This window comes from Streptomyces sp. NPDC085481 (genome assembly GCF_044541845.1).
Taxonomy (GTDB): Bacteria; Actinomycetota; Actinomycetes; order Streptomycetales; family Streptomycetaceae; genus Streptomyces.
The window spans coordinates 116,143-134,961 of sequence record NZ_JBITTJ010000002.1 but is presented as its reverse complement, the minus strand read 5'-3'; the positions used below and the strand labels follow the sequence as shown (position 1 = coordinate 134,961).

General features: G+C 69.8%; 15 protein-coding genes. 5 read left to right on the top strand and 10 right to left on the bottom strand.

Annotation, left to right across the window (positions count from 1 at the left end; genetic code table 11):
• Nucleotides 1–116 precede the first annotated feature (116 nt).
• From rsmG to ACIGEZ_RS06440, 4 genes are all read left to right on the top strand, one after another.
• A complete protein-coding gene (rsmG, locus tag ACIGEZ_RS06455; protein WP_399827571.1) occupies nucleotides 117–830 on the top strand; it encodes a 16S rRNA (guanine(527)-N(7))-methyltransferase RsmG in 714 nt (237 codons plus the stop codon).
• 259 nt (nucleotides 831–1,089) lie between these two features.
• Nucleotides 1,090–2,178, top strand: coding sequence for a ParA family protein (locus tag ACIGEZ_RS06450; protein ID WP_399827569.1), 1,089 nt, complete (start codon nucleotides 1,090–1,092; stop codon nucleotides 2,176–2,178).
• A complete protein-coding gene (locus ACIGEZ_RS06445; RefSeq protein ID WP_399826531.1) occupies nucleotides 2,175–3,266 on the top strand; it encodes a ParB/RepB/Spo0J family partition protein in 1,092 nt (363 codons plus the stop codon). The genes ACIGEZ_RS06450 and ACIGEZ_RS06445 overlap by 4 nt, the downstream gene beginning before the upstream one ends.
• A 156-nt stretch (nucleotides 3,267–3,422) precedes the next feature.
• The gene (locus ACIGEZ_RS06440; protein ID WP_399826529.1) at nucleotides 3,423–4,040 is read left to right on the top strand and encodes a GNAT family N-acetyltransferase; all 618 of its coding nucleotides are present in this window, start codon (nucleotides 3,423–3,425) and stop codon (nucleotides 4,038–4,040) included.
• An 80-nt stretch (nucleotides 4,041–4,120) separates the two neighbouring features.
• On the opposite strand, the gene trxA is transcribed toward ACIGEZ_RS06440, so the two are convergent.
• From trxA to ACIGEZ_RS06405, 7 genes are all read right to left on the bottom strand, one after another.
• A complete protein-coding gene (gene trxA, locus ACIGEZ_RS06435) occupies nucleotides 4,121–4,456 on the bottom strand; it encodes a thioredoxin (protein ID WP_399826526.1) in 336 nt (111 codons plus the stop codon).
• 45 nt (nucleotides 4,457–4,501) lie between these two features.
• Nucleotides 4,502–5,467 carry a thioredoxin-disulfide reductase gene (gene trxB, locus ACIGEZ_RS06430; protein ID WP_399826524.1) on the bottom strand — a complete coding sequence of 322 codons (966 nt, stop codon included), beginning with the start codon at nucleotides 5,465–5,467 and terminating at the stop codon, nucleotides 4,502–4,504.
• A gap of 130 nt (nucleotides 5,468–5,597) precedes the next feature.
• Nucleotides 5,598–6,491 carry a hypothetical protein gene (locus tag ACIGEZ_RS06425; RefSeq protein ID WP_399826521.1) on the bottom strand — a complete coding sequence of 298 codons (894 nt, stop codon included), beginning with the start codon at nucleotides 6,489–6,491 and terminating at the stop codon, nucleotides 5,598–5,600.
• Entirely contained in the window at nucleotides 6,488–7,192 is a 705-nt protein-coding gene (sigM, locus tag ACIGEZ_RS06420) for an RNA polymerase sigma factor SigM (RefSeq protein WP_399826519.1), read from the bottom strand. The genes ACIGEZ_RS06425 and sigM overlap by 4 nt, the downstream gene beginning before the upstream one ends.
• Before the next feature lie 25 nt (nucleotides 7,193–7,217).
• On the bottom strand, nucleotides 7,218–8,927 hold the full coding sequence (locus tag ACIGEZ_RS06415; RefSeq protein WP_399826517.1) for a serine/threonine protein kinase: 1,710 nt from the start codon (nucleotides 8,925–8,927) through the stop codon (nucleotides 7,218–7,220).
• A 117-nt stretch (nucleotides 8,928–9,044) separates the two neighbouring features.
• On the bottom strand, nucleotides 9,045–11,258 hold the full coding sequence (murJ, locus tag ACIGEZ_RS06410) for a murein biosynthesis integral membrane protein MurJ (protein ID WP_399826514.1): 2,214 nt from the start codon (nucleotides 11,256–11,258) through the stop codon (nucleotides 9,045–9,047).
• Nucleotides 11,259–11,303: 45 nt separating this feature from the next.
• Nucleotides 11,304–13,688, bottom strand: coding sequence for a DUF6049 family protein (locus tag ACIGEZ_RS06405; protein WP_399826512.1), 2,385 nt, complete (start codon nucleotides 13,686–13,688; stop codon nucleotides 11,304–11,306).
• A gap of 212 nt (nucleotides 13,689–13,900) precedes the next feature.
• Here ACIGEZ_RS06405 and ACIGEZ_RS06400 point away from each other — a divergent pair, with 212 nt between their 5' ends.
• The gene (locus tag ACIGEZ_RS06400) at nucleotides 13,901–15,346 is read left to right on the top strand and encodes a CCA tRNA nucleotidyltransferase (RefSeq protein ID WP_399826510.1); all 1,446 of its coding nucleotides are present in this window, start codon (nucleotides 13,901–13,903) and stop codon (nucleotides 15,344–15,346) included.
• Nucleotides 15,347–15,457: 111 nt separating this feature from the next.
• Here ACIGEZ_RS06400 and ACIGEZ_RS06395 read toward each other — a convergent pair whose 3' ends face one another.
• From ACIGEZ_RS06395 to ACIGEZ_RS06385, 3 genes are all read right to left on the bottom strand, one after another.
• Complete coding sequence (locus tag ACIGEZ_RS06395; protein WP_399826508.1) at nucleotides 15,458–16,717, bottom strand: MFS transporter; 1,260 nt, start codon at nucleotides 16,715–16,717, stop codon at nucleotides 15,458–15,460.
• 80 nt (nucleotides 16,718–16,797) lie between these two features.
• On the bottom strand, nucleotides 16,798–17,880 hold the full coding sequence (locus ACIGEZ_RS06390) for an inositol-3-phosphate synthase (RefSeq protein WP_399826505.1): 1,083 nt from the start codon (nucleotides 17,878–17,880) through the stop codon (nucleotides 16,798–16,800).
• A 47-nt stretch (nucleotides 17,881–17,927) separates the two neighbouring features.
• Nucleotides 17,928–18,608: a helix-turn-helix transcriptional regulator gene (locus ACIGEZ_RS06385; RefSeq protein ID WP_399826503.1), complete on the bottom strand. Its 681-nt coding sequence runs from the start codon at nucleotides 18,606–18,608 to the stop codon at nucleotides 17,928–17,930.
• Nucleotides 18,609–18,819: the final 211 nt, after the last annotated feature.

Below are 18,819 nucleotides of genomic sequence, written 5' to 3'. Positions count from 1 at the left end.
TCCCGTAGTGTCGGCCCCGTCTGTTCGCAGGCGGGGCCGAATTTTGTCAGCCTGATAGTCATCCACACCGTGCGCCCGCACGGTACGCGTGCGGTACGGAAGGACGGTTCCCCGTGATGGAGGCAGCGGAGCTTCCCCAGGCGCCGGAGCAGGCACGGACAGTCTTCGGCGAGTACTTCCCGGAGGCGGTCCGGTACGCGGAGCTCCTTGCGGACGCGGGGGTCAAGCGTGGTCTCATCGGCCCGCGTGAGGTGCCCCGGCTGTGGGAGCGCCACCTGCTGAACTGCGCCGTGCTCTCCGAGGTCGTCCCCGAGGGCGTCACGGTGTGCGATGTCGGCTCCGGTGCCGGCCTGCCCGGTATCCCGCTGGCCCTGGTCCGCCGGGATCTGAAGATCACGCTTCTCGAGCCCCTGCTGCGCCGGACGAACTTCCTCCAGGAGGCCGTCGAGCTGCTCGGCCTCGATCACGTGACCGTGGTTCGCGGCCGCGCCGAGGAAATGCTGGGCAAGCTCCCGCCCGTGCATGTCGTGACGGCCCGCGCCGTGGCGCCGCTCGACCGGCTGGCCGGCTGGGGTGTGCCGCTGCTCCGTCCCTACGGCGAGATGCTGGCCCTCAAGGGCGACACCGCCGAGGAGGAGATCAACGGTGCTCGTGCCGCGCTCTCCAAGCTCGGTGTGGTGGGAACCTCCGTGCTGCATGTCGGCGAGGGGATCGTCGACCCGCTGTCCACCGTGGTCCGTGTCGAGGTCGGCGAGAGCCCGGGCGGTGTGAGGTTCGCCGCGAAGCGGGCCAAGGCGGCCAGGGCGAGCCGACCCCGACGCGGCCGCTGACCCCTGCCCACTGATCCGTACAAGCTGCGATACGTACAGATTTCGGAGTGTCGAGCGGTCCCGGCCCCGCGGCGCGTGCATCGTGTTTCACGTGAAACGTCGCTCACTGCTGCAGGGGATCATCAGCCGCGGCCGCGCGGCTGCCACGCCCCGGGACCGTAAGCCCCCGGTGAAACCCCCCGTGAGGGTTAAGGGATTGTCCACAGAGGTGGATTCATCCACAGAACCACGGGCCTCGCTGGTTCACGACCCCGAAAGCATGGCAGGCTCTGTTCATCGCGAGCCTGAAGCCGAGGAGAGTGAATCCTTGCGGTCCGACGCCAACATCGCGGGACCGATGACCGATCCGGTCCCCGGTCCCCGAACCGAATCGGTGGGGGAGGATGTTTCACGTGAAACACCGCCCCCGATGGACGACACCCCCATTGGTCGTGCTGCCCAGCTGGCCGTAGAGGCCCTGGGCCGCGCTGGTGAGGGGCTTCCCCGGCCTGCCCAGACCCGCGTGATGGTGGTCGCCAATCAGAAGGGCGGGGTAGGCAAGACGACCACGACGGTCAACCTTGCTGCCTCCCTGGCGCTGCACGGTGCTCGTGTCCTGGTCATCGACCTCGACCCGCAGGGCAACGCCTCCACGGCACTGGGCATCGACCACCATGCCGAGGTCCCCTCGATCTATGACGTCCTGGTGGAGAGCAAGCCGCTCGCCGAGGTCGTCCAGCCCGTCCAGGACGTCGAAGGACTCTTCTGCGCCCCCGCCACGATCGATCTCGCAGGTGCGGAGATCGAGCTGGTGTCCCTGGTGGCGAGGGAGAGCCGACTGCAGCGAGCGATCCAGGCGTACGAGCAGCCTCTGGACTACATCCTGATCGACTGCCCGCCGTCGCTCGGTCTGCTCACCGTCAACGCCCTCGTGGCGGGCGCCGAGGTGCTGATCCCCATCCAGTGCGAGTACTACGCGCTGGAGGGCCTGGGCCAGCTCCTGCGGAACGTCGACCTGGTGCGGGGCCACCTCAACCCCACGCTGCATGTGTCGACGATCCTGCTCACCATGTACGACGGCCGGACGAGGCTCGCCTCGCAGGTCGCCGACGAGGTGCGCAGCCACTTCGGCGACGAGGTGCTGCGGACCAGCATCCCGAGATCCGTGCGAATCTCGGAGGCGCCGAGCTACGGCCAGACCGTGCTCACCTACGATCCGGGCTCCAGCGGTGCCCTGTCGTACCTCGAAGCGGCGCGGGAGATCGCCCTGCGCGGTGTCGATCTCCACTACGACGCCACGCACGCCCATGTCGGATACCAGGGCATGGGCCACCAGAACAGTCAGCGAATGTCGGAGGGGATGCAGTGAGTGAGCGACGTAGGGGGCTGGGGCGCGGGCTCGGTGCGCTGATCCCCGCTGCTCCCCAGGAGCGACAGGTGCCGGCCGGCGGGGTGGGTACGGCCTCGGCCACGACCTCTCCCGGAGCCGTTCCGGCGCTCGGCTCGGACCGGGGGGTGGCGGCCGCGAAGCTGGCGACCCTGCCCTCCAGCCCGCAGTCGCCCGATTCCGTGGTCCCGGTGAGCGAGCCAGAGGCCCTGCCGGAGTCCCCCGCCGGGGCGCACTTCGCCGAGCTGCCGCTGGACTTCATCACCCCGAACCCGCGCCAGCCGCGCGAGGTGTTTGACGAGGACGCCCTCGCCGAGCTGATCACCTCCATCAAGGAGGTCGGTCTGCTCCAGCCGGTCGTCGTCCGGCAGCTGGGTCCCGAGCGCTACGAGCTCATCATGGGCGAGCGGCGCTGGCGGGCCTGCCGTGAGGCCGGCCTGGAGGCCATTCCGGCCATCGTCCGGGCCACCGAGGACGAGAAGCTTCTGCTCGACGCCCTCCTGGAGAACCTGCACCGGGCGCAGCTGAACCCGCTGGAAGAGGCCGCGGCCTACGACCAGCTCCTGAAGGACTTCAACTGCACGCACGACCAGCTGGCGGACCGGATCGGGCGTTCGCGTCCCCAGGTCTCCAACACGCTGCGACTGCTGCGGCTCTCGCCGCCCGTGCAGCGGCGGGTCGCCGCGGGCGTCCTGTCCGCCGGTCACGCCCGGGCTCTGCTCTCGGTGGAGGACCCGGAGACGCAGGACAAGCTCGCGTACCGGATCGTGGCCGAGGGGCTGTCGGTGCGGGCCGTCGAGGAGATCGTGACGCTGATGGGCTCGGAGCCCTCGTCGTCGGTCAAGCCCAAGGGCCCGCGGGCGGGGGCGCGCGTCTCCCCGTCTCTCCGGGATCTGGCGACCCGTCTGTCGGACCGCTTCGAGACCCGGGTGAAGGTCGACCTGGGGCAGAAGAAGGGCAAGATCGTCGTCGAGTTCGCCTCGATAGAGGATCTGGACCGGATCCTGTCGACGATGGCCCCGGGCGAGGGCCGCGTCATGGACCAGGGGACCTCTGACTCCGAGGACTGAGCCATCTCGATGTCCTCAAGGGCGGGGCGTGTACCGGCAACCACCGGAACACGCCCCGCCTTTGCCTGTGCGCGGTATCGCCCCGATCGTCCCGTCGTTACGATTCTTGAGAGGCGTATTCGTACAGCGATGGCCGAGGGGAAGTGAGGATCAGCCGTGGGGCGTCGGCTCGTACCGCTCACGCTGGACAACCTTCCGGATCTCCCCAAGCGATGTCGCTCCTGTGTGTTCTGGGAGCTGGATCCGGTGAGCGGGGAGGCCGCGGTGAAGGCCGGCCGGCCGGAGCTGGAGAAAGAGGCGTGGATCTCCGCGGTCCTCCTGGAATGGGGGTCCTGCGGGCGGGTGGTCTATGTCGACGATGTGCCGGTCGGGTTCGTGCTGTACGCGCCCCCGGCGTATGTGCCCCGCTCCACCGCCTTTCCCACGAGCCCGGTCGCGGCTGACGCCGTCCAGTTGATGACGGGCTGGATCATGCCGGGGTATCAGGGACAGGGACTGGGCCGGACGATGGTGCAGACCGTCGCCAAGGATCTGCTGCGGCGCGGCTTCAAGGCGATCGAGGCGTTCGGTGACGCCCGCTGGAAGGAGCCGGCCTGTGTCCTGCCGGCCGACCACCTGCTGGCCGTGGGCTTCAAGACCGTGCGGCCCCATCCGACGTTTCCCCGGCTGAGGCTGGAGCTGAGGACGACGCTCTCCTGGAAGGAGGACGTCGAGCTGGCCCTCGACCGGCTGTTGGGGGCCGTACAGAAGGAGCCCGCTCTCCGGCCTCTCTGACATTGCACCGGAGACGACAGGGGCCCGCCCCCTCGGAAGGGGGGCGGGCCGCTGCTGTTTCACGTGAAACAGCGGGAGCGTCAGGCCTGCGGCTGGACGAAGCCCTCCAGGTCGCGCAGGAGCGCGGCCTTCGGCTTGGCGCCGACGATCGTCTTCACGACCTCGCCGTTCTGGTAGACGTTCAGCGTCGGGATGGACATGACGCCGTACTTGGCAGCCGTGGCCGGGTTCTCGTCGATGTTGATCTTCACGATCTCGATCTCGCTGTGCTCCTTGGCGATCGCCTCGAGCGACGGGGCGATCTGGCGGCACGGGCCGCACCACTCGGCCCAGAAGTCCACCAGGACGGGCTTGTCGCTCTTGAGGACGTCCTCGTCGAAGGAAGCGTCGGTCACGATCTTCAGGGCGCCGGCCACGGCGACCTCCTTATGTTGCGGGGTGTGGGGTGATGGCTGGTGGGGTCAGACCGCGGGGGTCTCGGCGAGCTTCTCGCTGTCGGCGAGGGCGGCCAGGAAGCGCTCCGCGTCGAGCGCGGCCGAGCAGCCGGTGCCCGCGGCGGTGATCGCCTGACGGTAGGTGTGGTCGACGACGTCGCCCGCACCGAAGACACCCGGGACGTTGGTCCGCGTGGAGGGGGCGTCGACCTTCAGGTAGCCCTCCGCGTCCAGCTCCAGCTGGCCCTTGAAGAGCTCGGTGCGCGGGTCGTGGCCCACGGCGATGAAGAGGCCCGTGACCGGGAGCTCGCTCGTCTCGCCGGTCTTGGTGTTGCGTAGGGTCAGACCGCTGAGCTTCTGCTCGCCGTGGATCTCGGCGACCTCGCTGTCCCAGGCGAACTTGATCTTCGGGTCGGCGAAGGCGCGCTCCTGCATCGCCTTGGAGGCGCGCAGCGAGTCACGGCGGTGGACGATGGTGACCGACTTGGCGAAGCGCGAGAGGAAGGTGGCCTCCTCCATCGCGGTGTCGCCGCCGCCGATGACGGCGATGTCCTGGTCCTTGAAGAAGAAACCGTCGCAGGTGGCGCACCACGAGACACCGCGGCCCGAAAGGGTGTCCTCGTTCGGCAGGCCGAGCTTGCGGTGCTGGGAGCCGGTCGTGACGATGACGGCCTTGGCGCGGTACACGGTGCCGGCGGTGTCCGTCACGGTCTTGATCTCGCCGGTGAGGTCCACGGCGACGATGTCGTCCGGAACGAGCTCGGCGCCGAAGCGCTCCGCCTGGGCACGCATGTTGTCCATCAGGTCCGGGCCCATGATGCCGTCACGGAAGCCCGGGAAGTTCTCCACGTCGGTCGTGTTCATCAGGGCGCCACCGGCGGTGACGGCACCTTCGAACACGAGCGGCTTCAGCGACGCGCGGGCCGTGTAGAGCGCAGCGGTGTAACCCGCGGGCCCGGAGCCGATGATGATCACGTTACGGACGTCGCTCACGGATGTCTTCCTCGTCTCTGCAGACTGCTGACTGCCTACGGGGGGCCGGTCGGATCGGTCACTCTCACCCCACCCAACCGATCCTAAGGGGCGTGCATTCCCCAGACCGCCGCTCGGCACGTCGCGGAGTTCAGGAGCGCGGAACGGATTCCTGCAGCAGCACCTCGGCCTTGGCGTTCCTGCCGCCGGCGGCGCATGAGGCGTCGAGCACATAGACCTGGACCCGGGTGCTGTCGGCGGTGTCCGGCAGGACGACGAGATAGGCGGGCGTCCCCTGGTAGTCGCCCTGCCGGAAGCCGAGAACCGCGTCCGCGCGCTGGGTGCCTGCCTTGACGCAGTCGGGCAGGGTGCCGTCGACGGACCGTTCCTTGGCGCCGTTGTTCTCGGCGGAGAGCGATTCCGGGCTGGCGTCCTGGGGTGCCCTGAAGGTCCCGCCCTCGTTCAGGAGGGCCTGCACGGTCGTGTCGACCGGCTGCCCGTCGAAGCGGGCGGTCGCGGCAGCGCTGGCGGCGGTGTCGGACTTGGTGTCGGCCCCGCCGGCGCCGAGGTCGAGCCCCGACTGGACGAAGAACAGGCTCAGCCCCAGGGCCGCGGCCCCGAAGGCCGCTCCCAGGACGGCGACGCGGCGGCGCCGGGGTTTGCGGGGCCGGCCGGGTCCGGTGGTGGCCGAGGAGTGTCCCGCGGGCCGCTCGGGGGCGGTCGGCGCGGTCGTGGCGGGACGGCTGCGCGGTGTTTCACGTGAAACATGGGCGTTGGGGTCCGGTGCGGTGGCGTTCAGAAGGGCCTCCGCGGCCAGCGCGGCGTCGATCCGTCCGGCGATCTCGGCGGGCATCCGGGGCGGCCCCGGCAGGGTGCCCAGCAGGCCCCGGATCTCCTCCAGGGAGGTCCGCACGTCCGCGCAGAGGGGACAGGCGTCGAGGTGCCCGCGCACGGCAGCGCTACGGGACGGCGAGAGCAGGCCTTCGGTGAGGTCGGAGATCTCCGAGACGTCCGGGTGCTGAGTCGTGTCGGCCGTGGAAGTCACGCGCGCCCACCTCCGCCCTTCACAGCAGTCGGATTGCTCGGTCCGGTATCCGTCGGTCCCGACACCGGTGGGACGGATGCCCCCGGCGTCCGGTTCCTTCCCCGGTCCGAGCCGTGGTTACCCACCGTGTCGTCGCGCAGATGAGTGAGCATCGGCAGGAGTCTGGCCCGCCCGCGCGCACAGCGGCTCTTCACGGTTCCGGTGGGGACATCGAGGATACGAGCGGCCTCGGCGACCGGGTATCCCTGCATGTCGACGAGGACGAGCGCGGCTCGCTGATCCGCGGGCAGAGTGGCGAGCGCGGCGAGGAGCTCACGGTGGAGGTCCTGGCGCTCCGCGGGGGCCTCGGCGGACTCGTGCGGTTCGAGGAGCTGCTCGAAGCGGGCGGTGTCGTCCACCGGGGAGGTCTTGCGCGAGGCCGTCTTGCGGGCACGGTCGAGACAGGCGTTCACGGTGATGCGGTGGAGCCAGGTCGTGACGGCCGACTGGCCCCGGAAGGTGTGGGCGGCCCGGAAGGCCGACACGAGGGCGTCCTGGACGGCGTCAGCGGCCTCCTCGCGGTCGCCGAGTGTCCGCAGAGCCACTGCCCACAGTCGGTCCCGGTGGCGGCGTACGAGCTCACCGAAGGCGTCCTGATCGCCGGCCACATGGCAGGCCAGGAGTTCCTGATCGCTGCGCTCGTCGCGTATGGCGTCGTCCAACGGTGAGCCCCTCCCCCCGGTGCCGTCAGCTGATGATCTTGATGTCCGCGATCTGACCGCGGTAACCGCCTCCGTCGCTCGGCAGGTCGGTCAGCCAGACGAGCACGTAGCGCGTCTTCACCGGCTTGTCCGGAGTGAGAGCCACCTTGGTTCCCGACTCCGAGGCCTGTGTGGCGTAATCGCCGGGCTGACCGGGTTCGGACGAGGCGCTCTCGGGCGCCGTCCGCAGCTCGACCGAGGTCTTCCCCTGGAAGGTGATCTCGACCTTGGCGACCTGCTGGACCTTGCCGAGGTCCAGGACGATGCCGACACCGTCCTTGAGCCTGCCGAAGTTCGAGTAGCCGTAGTAGTTGCTCGTCGACCACGTGGTGCCGGGGTCGCCGTCGTAGGCGTTCTGTATCTCCCTGGCGTTCTCGGAGCCGTCGCCCAGCGGGTCGAAGTCGCGCGCGCCGACGATCGCGACGGGCTTGCCGCTCGGCTTGTCCTTCTCGTCGTCGCCGTTGTTCTGCGGCTGGGTGTTCTGAGGCGTCTCGGTGTTCTTGTTCTGGTCGAGCAGCCGGTCCGCGATCTGCCAGCTGCCCAGGCCGAGGGCGGCGATCAGCAGGGCCGAGACGGCCCACTTCAGCGCCTTGCCGGTACGGCTCTGCAGCGGGGGTGGCGGGGCCACGACCGGCTGGGTGACCGCGGGGTGCTGCTGGGGGCGCCCGTAGGTGCCCTGCTGGTATGTGGTGCGCTGGTACTCGGGTGGCGTCGGGAGCGGGAACTCGGGCTCCGGCGGGCGGATGCGTGGCATCGCCGCCACGGCCTTGGCGAGCTCGTCCGGGGTGGTGCAGGGCGGCTCCTGGCGCGAGGCGGTGGCCCCGTCGTTCGCCAGGGCGCGCATGGCGATCTCGGAGAGCCCGCGGTGGACGCCCGCGCGGACCTGGTCCGGCGGGAGCAGCCCGACGCCCTTGGGGAGCCCGGAGAGGCCGTAGGCGTCGCTGTCGTACGGCCAGCGCTGGGTGAGCGCCGCGTAGAGCAAGGCGCCGATCGCCTCGGTGTCCGTGCGCTGCGGGCGCTCGGCGCTGATGCCGCGCAGGGCGGCGTTCACGGCGAGGCCCCGGATGCGGTACTGGCCGGTGGAGCTGCGCAGTACGGCGCTCGGGGTGAGCCGCAGGTGCGAGAGGCCCTCGCGGTGAGCGGCGGCCATGGCCTGGGAGACCTGGCTGACGAGCTGGTAGGCGTCGTGCGGCTCCATCGGGCCGGCCGCGAGCAGGGCGGTCAGCTCGGTGGAGTCGGGCAGCCACTCGTGCACGACGTACACGAGGTCGTTCTCCTCGACGGCGTCGAGGACCTGGACGAACCGGGGGTCGCCGAGGAGCGCCGCGGATCGGGCCGCGGCGAGCACCGAGCGGCCCCGTGGGTGGTCGGCGGGCAGGATGTGCACCCCGACGGCCCGGCGGAGTTTCTCGTCCACGGCACGCCAGCTGCTGAATCCGTCCAGACGGGTGACGCACTCCTCCAACCGGTAGCGTCTCGCCAGCTTGTGGCCGCTGTGCAGCTCCGGTGCCGTGATGGAGGGCTGTTCGCCGCTCTGTCGTTCGACCGCCTTGTTCTCCGTGGCCTCGGCGGACTCGTCCGCCTTCTTCTTCGCTTCCGCCACCCCGTCGGTCGCGGCCTTGTCCGCCTTGGCGGTCAGCGGGTCGTCACCGCTGTTGTCGGCCACGTCGACGGCAGCCGTGCTACGTTCCGCCACCGTCGTTCCTGCCTCCCCATCCGTTGCGCCACATCCAACAGCCATGCCAATTGTGCCCACAGTCCGACGCTATGCACGACACGCGTCGGCAGGCGATGGTTGTGCGAACCCTGTTCGTCAGCGTCCCAGACGCCCGCGGACCATGCCCACCATGGAGTTGAGCTCCGCGATCCGCATCCGCTTGGCCGCGACGAAGAAGACGCCGAGCAGGACCGCTCCGCCCACGATGAGGGCCACGAGGGAGCCGAGGGCCCCTTCGCCGAGCACCTTCAGGAGGGCGAAGCCCACCGCTCCCGCGACGACCGCGGCCGGCAGGGAGGCCAGGCACAGCCGGGCGTAGGTGCGCATCACGTGGACACCGTCCAGGTCGCCGCCGAGGCGGTTGCGCAGCCGTCGCCAGGCGACGCCGACGCCCACGGCGTAGGCGAGTCCGTAGGAGCCGGCCATGCCGACCACGGCCCACTGGGCGGGCAGCACGACGTAACAGACCGCCGAGGCGGCCGCGTTGACCGCGGCGACGATGACGGTGTTGTAGAAGGGCGTGCGGGTGTCCTCGTAGGCGTAGAAGCCGCGGAGCACGACGTACTGGACGGAGTAGGGGATCAGACCGAGGCCGAAGGCCATCAGGATGAAGCCCATGCCCTGGGCGGCCTGGACGCCGCTGGAGGCGTAGAGCAGGGTGCACATCGGAACGCCGAGCGCCAGGAAGGCGAAGGCCACCGGGACGATCGCCACGGCCGAGTTGCGCAGCCCCTGCGAGATGTCGTCGCGGACGGCGCCCGGGTCGTCGTCGGACGCGGCGCGCGAGATGCGGGGCAGCAGCGCGGCCATGACGGAGACGGTGATGATGGCCTGTGGCATGCCCCAGATCAACTGGGCGTTGGAGTAGGCGAGGAAGCCGGCACCGTCCTTGCCCGACTCCTCACCGGCCGCGGTGGCGAGCTGGGTGACGACCAGGACACCGGCCTGGTTGGCGAGCACGAAGAGCACGGTCCACTTGGCCAGCCTGACCGTCTTGCCGAGGCCGTGGCCCTTCCAGTCGAAGCGGGGGCGGAAGCGGAAGCCGGTCTCGCGCAGGTACGGGATCATCGCCAGGGCCTGGACGACCAGGCCGAGCAGCGTGCCGAGGCCGAGCAGCCTGATGCCCTCGTCCGGGATGGTCTGGACACCCATGTGGGACTCGGCGGACGTGCCGTAGACCCAGATGAACAGGCCGAACGTGGTGATCATGACGATGTTGTTGAGGACCGGGGTCCACATCATCGCGCCGAACTTGCCGCGGGCGTTGAGGATCTGACCCATCACCACGTGCACACCCATGAAGAAGATCGTGGGCAGGCAGTAGCGGGCGAAGGTGACGGCGACGCTGTTGGCGGCCGCGTCGTCGGCGATCGTGTTCGACATCAGCCGGATCAGCAGCGGAGCCGCGAACACGGCGATGGCGACGATCGCGCCGAGCGCCACCATGACCAGGGTCAGCAGCCGGTTGGCGTAGGCCTCGCCGCCGTCCTCGTCGTTCTTCATCGAGCGGACCAGCTGCGGGACGAAGACCGAGTTGAGGCCACCGCCCACGGTGAGGATGTAGATCATCGTCGGCAGGGTGTAGGCGACGGTGAAGGTGTCACCGAGCAGTGCGGCGCCGAGGGCACCGGTGATCACCAGGCTGCGGACGAAGCCGGTGAGGCGGGAGACGAGGGTGCCGGCGGCCATCACGGCGCTCGACTTGAGCAGCCCGGAGGCACGGCCGGCCTTCTTGGGGGCGGGCGCGGGCATGGGGTTCGGCTCCGGGGAGGGCGGAGGCACCTGGCCGGGCGTCTGCTGGTCCCGGTAGAGGTGCGCGAAGGCGTCCGTCTCCGGCTCCTCCTCCCCCGCCCGGGTGACCAGGTCGTCGACGCCGGTGAACTGCACCGTGCGGGCGTCGTCGCCGTACGGCAGGTGGCGGGAGGGGCCGTCGGGCTCGGGCGCCGGGGTCTGCGCCCACACCCTCGGGTCCGGCGCGTGCGGGGGCACGGCGGGCTGCTGGTAGAGCGGCTGCGGCTCCGCGTAGGTGCCCGGCGGTGGAGGCGGGTGCGCGGCGCGGTCGTAGAGCGCCTCGGTCACCGGGTCCTGGGCGGACAGGTCCTGCGCCTGGTAGGGGTCCTGGGCGTAGGCGTCCTGGACGTACGGGTCCTGGGCGTAGGGGGTGTCCGGGGCGGGTGCGTACGGGTCCGGGGCGGGCTGCTGCGGCGGCGGGACCGGCGCGTGGCCGGGTGCCGGGGCAGCGGGCGTCCCACCGGACGGCGCGTTGCCGCCCGCGCCCTGGCCGCGGTCACCGTCGTACGGCGCGTTCATGGTTACCCCACCTCATCGTCCCCGGCCGACCGGCCACGACATCGCTCAACGGTCCACTTTCTCACCCGGGCCCGACGGGTCGCCGCTTTCGGGACCGGTGTCCGGCGTCAGGTCACTCGGCTGCCCGGGATCGGCGTCCTCGGTGTCCCCGACGGCCCGGGTCTCCGTGCTCTGCGGCTCGGTCCCGGTCTCGCCCCGCGCCTCGTTCTCCGCCTCGCTCTGCGTCGCGGCGCCGGCCTCGGCTTCCGCCTCGGCGGTGCGGGCCGCGGCGCGCTTGCGCGAGGAGTACATCCGGGCGCCGGCGAGGACGAGCAGGAGCACACCGCCGGCGATCACGAGCATCACCGTGGGGGTGATCTCGGAGACCTTCACGGTGAACCTCATCGGCGCGCCGTAGGGCGTGCCGTCCTCGGTGTAGAGCTGGGCGACCATCGGCACGGGTCCGTTGGCGTTGGCCGAGGCGGGGAACTTCACCGACTGGCTGTGGCCGCCGTCGATCTTCACCGGCAGCTCGGCGATGGCGTCGTGGTCGTTCAGCTTCAGACGGGTCTTGTTGCCGGAGGTCAGCCGCAGCACCAGGTGGTCCACACCCTGGAGCAGCTTGTTCTGCACGGTCACCGGGATGGTGGCGCTGCGGCCGGACAGGAGGAGGTCCGACTTCTCGATCAGCTGCACCTCTTTGGTGAGGCTCTGCAGATAGTCGAGGACTTCCTTGCGGTAGAGCGCGGCCGAGGCCCGCTCACCGCGCCACGAGGTGGACATCTCCCGGCTGATCGCGTTGGAGAAGGGGGGCACCACGCGGTCCGGGGCGGTCAGGATGACCTTGAAGTCGTCCAGCTGGTCCCGGGTGTCCTTCATCTGCTCGAACGCCTCGGTGTCGAGCTCCTGGGCGCGCAGGTTCTTCGGGTAGGCGCGGCTGCCCGGCACGCGGTCCGACGCGTCCGGGTCGGGCGTCTCGGCCGCGGCGGCCAGCAGGTCCTGGGGCTGGGTCCAGCGCTGGGGGGACAGCCCCTGCAGCGCCGTCGCCATCGTCTGCGCCTGGGCGGCGGTGGGCATGCGCTGCGGGGCGACCACGACGCTGCGCTGGTCCTCCGGCTGCTCGAGCGTGACCGCGAGCGACTGGGCGAGGAAGGCCTGGATGGCGAGGGTGGAGTTCTCGGCCCTGATCAGGTCGCCCTGGAAGGCCTTCGACAGGCCGGCGTCGCTGACGACCGCGGTCGTGCCGCCGCCGACGGCGCGGGCCGCGGTCGGCGTGTACGGGAGGTCGTCGCGGAAGCTGTCGCTGCGGGCGATCACGTTGTGCGCGCCGGCGGATGTGGCGACGGACATGATCGAGGGGTCGACGGCGCCGTCGACGGGCCAGGAGAAGTCGGTGGACGCCTTCACGTGGAGGACGGTCTCGACCGTGGTCGCGGCCAGCGCGGTCGCCTGCTGGAGGTGGCTCAGGGAGCCGGGGACGCTCTTGCCGTGGTGGGCGAGGGAGGCGAGGTCGGGGTCGGAGAAGGGCAGGGCGACGACCTTCTTGCCCTGGACGGCCTTCTCCAGTGCGTCCAGCCACGCCTCGGCGACGGCCTGGTTCTTCCCGGCGACCTCGGTCGTGCCGCTCTTCACCCGGTAGGGCATGGTCATGGCGTCGACACTGGCCAGCAGGTCGGGGTCGATCACCCAGGTGACCGGGAGATCCTTGCCGAGCGTCACCATCTGGTGGAGCCGGCCGCCGGGAGCGAGCTCGGCGGCGAGGTCGTCGTTCTCGAAGACCGGGGTCTGCTGGAGGTCCGGGCCGGTCTCCGCGGAGACGTGAGCGGTGGAGATCAGCGGCCACAGGTAGGTGAGCTCGGTCCGCTTCTCCGCCTGCTCGGGCTGGTACGGAAGGAAGGTCCGCTCGATGCCGAGCACCCGGTCGAAGGACTGGCTCGCGGTCTGCCCGGTGAGCGAGACCCCCAGCTGGTAGACGCCGGGGTCGTCGATTTCGAGCTTGGCGACGGGGACGGAGAGGGTGAAGTCCCGGCTGAGCCCCGCGCCCAGGTCGGGGATCTTGACGGTGTAGGCGTCGTCGATCGGGGCCGGGTCGTAGCCGTCCCGGTAGCCGCGGCGGCCGGCGACCGAGTCGATCTCGCTGCGGCTGGTCATCTGCGGGCCGACGCGGAGATCCACCGTGGCGTGGGTCACCGTCTGCTTGCTCTGGTTGGTGACCGTCCCCGTGATGGTGAGGGTGTCGCCCTCCACCGGGGCGCTCGGCGCCACTGTGTCGACCGACACATCGACGGTCGACGAGCCGTTCGCGCTCTCGGCGGCCTCGGAGGCGACGGCGGGCGCGCTCTGGAGGAATCCGGCCAGTAGTGGGGCCGCGACGGCGAGTGAGGCCGTGCGCCGTAGCCAGCGGCGGGCAGGTGAGGGAACGGTCCCCTGGATATCTGCCGCCTCGGCCACGCGTCGCCCGTCCTCGTCGTTGTCTGTGGTGTCAGTGGTGTCGGTGGTTCCCGGTTGCTGTGTCCAGGCATGGTAACGAGGCACGCCGTGGCCAAGTGCCGGGGACTGCTCCAGCCGATGGGAGCGCGCGGGGCTGCGAACGCCGGGGAACCGTGGTGCGCGCGGGAAAACGGGGACGTTACGGGGAGCCGGGGCACGTACCCTTTTCTGTTGTGCCGAACGCCAACGAAGACACCCCGACTGCACTGAGCCAGGTGCAACACCGCGCGGTCAGTGAACTGCTGCGTGTGTCCCCTGTCGCCGACGACCTCGCCCGCCGCTTCAAGGAGGCCGGGTTCAGCCTCGCGCTGGTCGGCGGCTCGGTCCGCGATGCGCTGCTTGGCCGTCTCGGCAACGACCTGGACTTCACCACCGACGCCCGCCCCGAGGACGTACTGAAGATCGTTCGTCCGTGGGCCGACGCCGTCTGGGAGGTCGGGATCGCCTTCGGCACCGTCGGGTGCCAGAAGGACGGGTACCAGGTGGAGGTCACCACCTATCGCTCGGAGGCGTACGACCGCACCTCGCGCAAGCCCGAGGTCTCCTACGGCGACTCCATCGAGGAGGACCTGGTCCGGCGCGACTTCACCGTCAACGCCATGGCCGTGGCGCTCCCGGAGAAGGAGTTCGTCGACCCCCACGGCGGTCTGGAGGACCTGGCCGCACGGGTACTGCGGACCCCGGGGACGCCCGAGGAGTCCTTCTCCGACGACCCGCTGCGCATGATGCGGGCCGCGCGGTTCGCCGCCCAGCTGGACTTCGAGGTGGCCCCCGAGGTCGTCACCGCGATGACGGAGATGGCCGGCCGGCTCGAGATCGTCTCCGCCGAGCGGGTCCGTGACGAGCTCAACAAGCTGCTGCTCTCCGTGCACCCCCGGAAGGGCCTGGGCCTCCTCGTCGGGACGGGCCTCGCCGCCTTTGTGCTGCCGGAGCTCCCGTCGCTGCGGCTGGAGAGCGACGAGCACCACCGGCACAAGGACGTCTACGAGCATTCGCTGACCGTTCTCGACCAGGCCATCGACCTGGAGGAGGACGGCCCGGACCTGGTGCTGCGCCTCGCGGCCCTGCTGCACGACATCGGCAAGCCGCGCACGCGTCGTTTCGAGAAGGACGGGCGGGTCTCCTTCCACCACCACGAGGTGGTCGGCGCGAAGATGACCAAGAAGCGTATGACCGCGCTCAAGTACTCCAACGAAATGATCAAGGACGTCTCGCGTCTGGTGGAGCTGCATCTGCGCTTCCACGGCTACGGCATGGGCGAGTGGACCGACTCGGCCGTCCGTCGTTATGTACGGGACGCGGGACCGCTGCTCTCCCGGCTCCACAAGCTGACCCGCTCCGACTGCACCACGCGTAACAAGCGCAAGGCCGCCGCCCTCTCGCGCGCGTACGACGGTCTGGAGGAGCGCATCGCGCAGCTCCAGGAGCAGGAGGAGCTGGACTCGATCCGCCCCGATCTCGACGGCAACCAGATCCAGGAACTCCTGGGCATCCGTCCCGGGCCGGCCGTGGGTCGTGCGTACAAGTTCCTGCTTGAGCTGAGGCTGGAGAACGGGCCGATGGAGCACGACGCGGCCGTGGCCGCGCTCAAGGAGTGGTGGGCGACTCAGAGCGACTGATCCCGTGCGCGCCTGTGTTTCACGATCGATGTTTCACGTGAAACACGGGCAGGGCCGACGCCGGGCGCCGTGAAGGGGCGATGTTTCACGTGAAACATCGCCCCTTCGCCGTCACACCCTCCGGGCCTTCCGGCCCAGGGCCAGTGCGACGAGGGCATAGAGAACGGCCACCAGGATCACGAGCATGACGGACCGGCCGTCGGCGGGGAGCATGAGCGCCGCGACCCCGGCCGCGCCGACGAAGGCGACATTGAAGAGGACGTCGTAGAGCGAGAAGACCCGCCCGCGGTAGGCGTCGTCCACGGAGGTCTGGACGACCGTGTCGGTCGCGATCTTCGCTCCTTGGGTGATCAGGCCGAGAACGAACGCCGCCACGAGGAAGGGAGTCCGGGCGAAGGCGAGCCCGAGGGCCGGGGTGAGGACGGCTGCCGCTCCTGAACAGAGGGTCATCCAGCCGAACGGCCCCAGCCTGCCGACCGCCCACGGCGAGAGGACCGCCGCGGCGAAGAAGCCGGCCCCGGAGGCGGCGACGGCGAGCCCGAGCACGGCCAGCCCCTCCGACTCCGTGGTGCTCCACTCGTACCGGCTGAGCATGAGCACGGTCACGAACAGGGCGCCGTAGCAGAAGCGCATCAGCGTCACGGCGGCGAGCGCCCGGGCGGCGGGCCGCCTCTCGGAGAGGTGGCGCAGTCCGCTCGCAAGCCCCTGGGCGGTGGATCGCAGCGCCGTGACAAGCCGGGGCTGGACGAGTTCCGGGTCCGGCCCGAGGAGCTCGCGGGACATCCGTAGCGAGGCGAGTGCGGAGCAGAGGTAGAGGACGGCGCCAAGGAGCACCACGGCGGCGTTGGAGTCGTCGGAGATCAGTCGCACTCCGAAGGCCAGTCCGCCGCCGAGTGTCGCGGCGAGGGTGCCGGCGGTCGGGGAGAGCGAGTTGGCGATGACCAGCCGCTCGTCGTCGACCACGCGCGGCAGCGCGGCCGACAGGCCCGCCAGGACGAAGCGGTTGACGGCCGTGACGGAGAGGGCGGAGGCGTAGAAGAGCCAGTCGGGCACGGAGGCCAGCATCAGCACCGCGGTGCCGCAGGCGAGGACGGCCCGCAGCAGGTTGCCGTAGAGGAAGACCTGGCGCCGCCGCCAGCGGTCGAGGAGGACGCCGGCGAAGGGTCCGACGACGGAGTACGGGAGCAGCAGGACCGCCATGGCGGAAGCGATCGCCCCGGGGGTGGTCTGCTTCTCGGGGGAGAAGACGACGTACGTGGCCAGGGCGACCTGGTAGACGCCGTCGGCACACTGGGAGAGCAGGCGCACGGCAAGCAGGCGGCGGAAGTTGCGCAGACGCAGAAGGACGCGCAGATCACCCACGACAGACATGGGAGCAAGACTCACACAAGCGGAGGGCCCCCGGGCAGTGCCACGGGGACCCTCCGTCATCGAGCCGCAGGACCGTCAGGTCAGCGCTCGACCTCGCCCTTGATGAACTTCTCGACGTTGGCGAAGGCCTCGTCGTCGAAGTACTGCACCGGCGGGGACTTCATGAAGTACGAGGAGGCCGAGAGGATCGGGCCACCGATGCCGCGGTCCTTGGCGATCTTCGCGGCACGCAGGGCGTCGATGATGACACCCGCGGAGTTCGGGGAGTCCCACACCTCGAGCTTGTACTCCAGGTTCAGCGGAACGTCACCGAAGGCGCGACCCTCGAGACGGACGTACGCCCACTTGCGGTCGTCCAGCCAGGCCACGTAGTCCGAGGGGCCGATGTGGACGTTCTTCTCGCCGAGCTCCCGGTCGGGGATCTGCGAGGTGACGGCCTGCGTCTTGGAGATCTTCTTGGACTCGAGGCGGTCGCGCTCGAGCATGTTCTTGAAGTCCATGTTGCCGCCGACGTTGAGCTGCATGGTGCGCTCGAGACGGACACCGCGGTCCTCGAACAGCTTGGCCATCACGCGGTGCGTGATGGTGGCGCCGACCTGGGACTTGATGTCGTCACCGACGATCGGGACACCGGCCTCGGTGAACTTGTCCGCCCACTCCTTGGTGCCGGCGATGAAGACCGGGAGGGCGTTGACGAAGGCGACCTTGGCGTCGATGGCGCACTGCGCGTAGAACTTCGCGGCGGCCTCGGAGCCCACGGGGAGGTAGCAGACGAGCACGTCGACCTGCTGGTCCTTGAGGACCTGGACGACGTCGACCGGCGCCTCGGCGGACTCCTCGATGGTCATGCGGTAGTACTTGCCGAGACCGTCGAGCGTGTGACCGCGCTGGACCGTGACGCCCTTGTTCGGGACGTCGCAGATCTTGATCGTGTTGTTCTCGCTGGCGCCGATGGCGTCCGACAGGTCGAGGCCGACCTTCTTCGCGTCCACGTCGAACGCGGCCACGAACTCCACGTCACGGACGTGGTAATCGCCGAACTGGACGTGCATCAGGCCGGGCACCTTGGACGCCGGGTCGGCGTCCTTGTAGTACTCGACGCCCTGCACCAGCGAGGCGGCGCAGTTGCCCACGCCGACGATGGCTACGCGAACCGAACCCATTTCCGGTTGCTCCCTGTGTGTCATGGAAGCCCTGCTGACGCAGGGTTTCACTTGGCGGTGTCGTCGGACGGATCCGGCCGGGTACTGCCCCCGTGCCGGGGCAGGCCGCCCGTTTCTCCAGAATCGTTGTCGTGCTGAGCGGGGGCGTCCTGGCCGGATCGCTGATCCCGCCCCGCCCGCTCGCTCTCGATGAGCTCGTTCAGCCAGCGCACTTCGCGCTCCACGGACTCCATTCCGTGGCGCTGCAGCTCAAGCGTGTAGTCGTCGAGGCGCTCGCGGGTCCGGGCCAGAGAGGCGCGCATCTTCTCCAGACGCTCCTCCAGCCGGCTGCGGCGGCCTTCGAGCACCCGCATCCGCACCTCACGCTCGGTCTGGCCGAAGAACGCGAAGCGGGCGGCGAAGTGCTCGTCCTCCCAGGCGTCGGGGCCGGTGTGGGAGAGGAGCTCCTCGAAGTGCTCCTTACCTTCGGCCGTCAACCGGTAGACGATCTTGGCGCGGCGTCCTGCGAGTGAAGCGGCCATGGCTTCCTCGGGGGCGCTGCCCGGCTCCTCGATCAACCAGCCGTTGGCGACCAGCGTCTTGAGGCAGGGGTACAGGGTCCCGTAGCTGAAGGCACGGAAGATCCCCAGCGAGGTGTTGAGCCGCTTGCGCAGCTCGTAACCGTGCATCGGGGCTTCACGGAGCAGGCCGAGCACGGCGAACTCAAGGATTCCTGAGCGCCTGCTCATCCGCTGCCTCCTCCGCTGTCGGGACACTGGGAAAACCGATATGCCGAGTCGATGTGCCGTGCTGATGTATCGACTCGATACATCCTGACGATAGAACGGGGCTTCTGTTGCGACAAGTGGGACGCGAGTGACCGGCGTCACATCGTCAATTCACAGGGATCGACTTGCCGGATTTGGGGTGAAGTTCGGCCCTAGGCAGGTTTTGACCGTG

Excerpts from the sequence above, each read along its gene's own strand:
- murJ (WP_399826514.1), bottom strand. The coding sequence starts at position 11,258 with ATGAACGCGCCGTACGACGGTGACCGCGGCCAGGGCGCGGGCGGCAAC.
- rsmG (WP_399827571.1), top strand. The coding sequence starts at position 117 with ATGGAGGCAGCGGAGCTTCCCCAGGCGCCGGAGCAGGCACGGACAGTC.
- ACIGEZ_RS06395 (WP_399826508.1), bottom strand. The coding sequence starts at position 16,717 with ATGTCTGTCGTGGGTGATCTGCGCGTCCTTCTGCGTCTGCGCAACTTC.
- ACIGEZ_RS06390 (WP_399826505.1), bottom strand. The coding sequence starts at position 17,880 with ATGGGTTCGGTTCGCGTAGCCATCGTCGGCGTGGGCAACTGCGCCGCC.
- ACIGEZ_RS06385 (WP_399826503.1), bottom strand. The coding sequence starts at position 18,608 with ATGAGCAGGCGCTCAGGAATCCTTGAGTTCGCCGTGCTCGGCCTGCTC.
- ACIGEZ_RS06450 (WP_399827569.1), top strand. The coding sequence starts at position 1,090 with ATGGCAGGCTCTGTTCATCGCGAGCCTGAAGCCGAGGAGAGTGAATCC.